This window comes from Paludisphaera rhizosphaerae, assembly GCF_011065895.1.
GTDB classification, from domain to species: domain Bacteria; phylum Planctomycetota; class Planctomycetia; order Isosphaerales; family Isosphaeraceae; genus Paludisphaera; species Paludisphaera rhizosphaerae.
In genome coordinates this window covers 2501-5961 of the sequence record NZ_JAALCR010000067.1, presented here as the reverse complement: position 1 = coordinate 5961, position 3461 = coordinate 2501, and the positions used below count along the sequence as shown (strand labels likewise).

Sequence of the window (3461 nt, the reverse complement as noted above, 5' to 3'; positions counted from 1 at the left end):
GGATCCCGGCGATGACCGACTTTCGCGCTGAAGCACTATCATGGGCCCTGCGGGCTTAACGGCCGTGTTCGGGATGGGAACGGGTGTGGCCCCGCGGGTATGGTCGCCGGGAAATCGAGGGGCGGAGACGTTCAACTCCGCTCCCCGCGTTTCCGGGTGGGCGTGGTCGATACACGGTGGATTCGGGTGCGTACTCCACTCATTCCGATCACGACGAGCCGTCGGATCGGGAGAATGCTTGTGTGAAACGAGGATCGTTGGAAGCGGAGGACTCGGGCCGTCCGCGATCGGTCCCGTAGGGGACGGATCGGGGTGGTCAAGCCGCTCGGCTGTTAGGACCGGTCGGCTGAGGCGGTCGCCCGCCTTGCACTTCCGGCCTATCGACCTGGTCGTCTTCCAGGAGCCTATGCGGAAAATTCCGCTGGAGACCTCATCTCGAGGAAGGCTTCGCGCTTAGATGCTTTCAGCGCTTATCCCGTCCCGACCTGGCTACCCGGCGATGCCCTTAGCAGGACAGCCGGCACACCAGAGGTCGGTCCTCCCCAATCCTCTCGTACTAGGGGAGAAGCCTCTCAAGTCTCCTACGCCCACGGCAGATAGGGACCGACCTGTCTCACGACGGTCTGAACCCAGCTCGCGTACCGCTTTCATTGGCGAACAGCCAAACCCTTGGGACCTTCTCCAGCCCCAGGATGCGATGAGCCGACATCGAGGTGCCAAACCTCCCCGCCGCTAGGGACGCTCGGGGGAGATCAGCCTGTTATCCCCGGAGTACCTTTTATCTGTTGAGCGACGGCCTTTCCATCCAGCACCGCCGGATCACTAACGCCGACTTTCGTCCCTGCTCGACCCATGGGTCTCGCAGTCAGGCGCCCTTATACGTTTGCGCTCGCGTTGCCCGATTGCCGACCGGGCCGAGGGCACCATGGCGCTCCTCCGTTACTCTTTGGGAGGAGACCGCCCCAGTCAAACTGCCCGATGAGCACGGTCCCGACGCGGGCTTCGCGTCGGTGAGGGCCAACGATCATTCAGGGTGGTATTTCACATTGCGGCTCGTCGACGGCTGGCGCCGCCGAGTCGAAGCCTCCCACCTATGCTACACAGAATAAGCATTGGACCAGTGCCAACCTGCAGTAAAGGTTCACGGGGTCTTTCCGTCTAACCGCGGGTACGTGGCATCTTCACCACGACTACAGTTTCACCGGGTCTCTCGTGGAGACAGCGCTCCAGTCGTTACGCCATTCATGCAGGTCGGAACTTACCCGACAAGGAATTTCGCTACCTTAGGACCGTCATAGTTACGGCCGCCGTTTATCGGGGCTTCGGTCGCCGGCTTCGCTTGCGCTGACTGGCTTCCTCAACCTACCGACACCGAGCAGGCGTCAGACTCTATACGTCTTCTTGCGAATTGGCAGAGTCCTGTGTTTTTGATAAACAGTCGCTAGAGCCGATTCACTGCGGCTCCCCTTGCGGGGAGCGCCCCTTATACCGAGGGTACGGGGCCATTTTGCCGAGTTCCTTCACGAGAGTTCTCCCGAACGCCTTCGGATGCTCACCTAGCACACCTGTGTCGGATTGCGGTACGGGCCGACGGTTCGTCCCAGGGGGGCTTTTCGCGGCCGGATTCTTTTGGGCTTCCAGATCGAATGCTGTCGGCCTTGCGGCACGGGGGCGTCTAACACCCCGACCCAAAAATCCTCCGGCGTCCTCCCCTGTTCAACCTCCCCGTCGGGTGGCGGAATATTAACCGCCTGCCCATCGACTACGCCCTTGGGCCTCGTCTTAGGACCCGACTGACCCTGGGCGGATTGACCTTCCCCAGGAAACCTTGTGCTTTCGGCGGACGGGCTTCCCACCCGTCTTATCGTTACTCGTTCCGGCATGCGCACTCGACGTCGCTCCACGGCTCGTTACCCGTGCCGCTTCGACGCTGACGTCGACGCTCTCCTACCATTCTTGCGAATCCGCGACTGCGGCGCGACGCTTAGTCCCCGTCATTTTCGGCGCGGGATGGCTCGACCGGTAAGCTGTTACGCACTTTTGAAATGGTGGCTGCTTCTAAGCCAACATCCCGGCTGTCACGGCGATCCCACTTCCTTTGCCACTCAGCGTCGTCTTGGGGGCCTTGGTCGGCGGTCTGGGTTGTTCCCCTCTTGAGCGTGAAGCTTATCCCCCACGCTCTGACTCCCGGGGTCCGGTTCATGGTATTCGGAGTTGGGTTCCGGTGGGTAGCCGGGGAGGCCCCCAGCCGGATTCCGTCGCTCTACCCCCATGAACTACGTCCCGAGGCTGGCCCTAAAGCCATTTCGGAGAGAACGAGCTATCTCCAGGTTTGATTAGACTTTCACTCCTCCCCACGGGTCGTCCCCCAGTTTTTCAACACTGGTGGGTTCGGTCCTCCACGACCGGTTAGGGTCGCTTCAACCTGCCCATGGGTAGTTCACCTGGTTTCGCGTCTATCACGCCCGACTGAATCGCCCTGTTCAGACTCGGTTTCCCTGCGGCTCCCCCCCTGAAGGGGTTAACCTGGCCGGACGCGATAACTCGCCGGATCATTATGCAAAAGGCACGCGGTCAGGCCGGCTTGCGCCAACGCCCTCCCACCGCTTGTAGGCGCGGGGTTTCAGGTTCAGTGTCCTCCCCTCGTCGGGGTTCTTCCCACCGTTCGGTCGCCCTACTGGGTTCGCTATCGGTCGTCGTCGAGTACTTAGCCTTGCGGGATGGTCCCCGCGAATTCAGGCCGGGTTTCCCGTGCCCGACCCTACTTGGGCGACCGGATAGAAGAGACCAAACTGCACCTACGGGGCTTTCACCCGCTCTGGCGCGACTTTCCAGACGACTTCGGTTCGCCTGATCTCTTCATGGCTCCGGGCCCGCGACCCCGGACGGTGACCCGTCCGGTTTGGGCTCTTCCCCGTTCGCTCGCCGCTACTAAGGGAGTCTCGGTTGATTTCCTTTCCTCCAGGTACTGAGATGTTTCAGTTCCCTGGGTTACCTCGGGAATCCCGGGATCGAAGCTCGTGATGCAGCTCCCCCGGGCTTATCGCAGCCTTCCACGCCCGAATTCTGACGACGCCTAGGCATCCCCCCCGCGCCCTTGGGGGCTTGACCACGCCGATCGGGCCCCCACGTCCTGGGAAGGACATGGGCCGAACTCGACGGTCTCGCCCGAATTCCCGCCTCGCGATTCCTCGCCAAGCGTTGCGGGTCGGTTTCCCCTCCGGCGTCTCGCGACGCGGAAGAAGGCCGTCCCCGCTCTCTCTGATCCAAAGGCTCTCGTGTAACTATCTCAATTCACCGCAGCGACTCGCGTCGCGGCGGCGTGAAACTGTGTGTGGAGTATGCCACTCGCCCCTCCCCTTCATGAATCCTCACCGACCGCCGAGGCGACCGGATCGAACCCTCTGGGAAAAGGCTCGTGTCGAATCCCATCCCGTTCGTCTCGGCGTCGTCGTCCCGAA

The 3461-nt window shown here is 61.9% G+C and carries 2 rRNA genes; both read right to left on the bottom strand.

The annotated features are described in order from the left end of the window. Positions 1-3: 3 nt before the first annotated feature. Positions 4-111 (bottom strand): 5S ribosomal RNA (gene rrf, locus G5C50_RS31880). A 201-nt stretch (positions 112-312) separates the two neighbouring features. Further along, positions 313-3111, bottom strand: a 23S ribosomal RNA gene (locus tag G5C50_RS31875). Positions 3112-3461 lie beyond the last annotated feature (350 nt).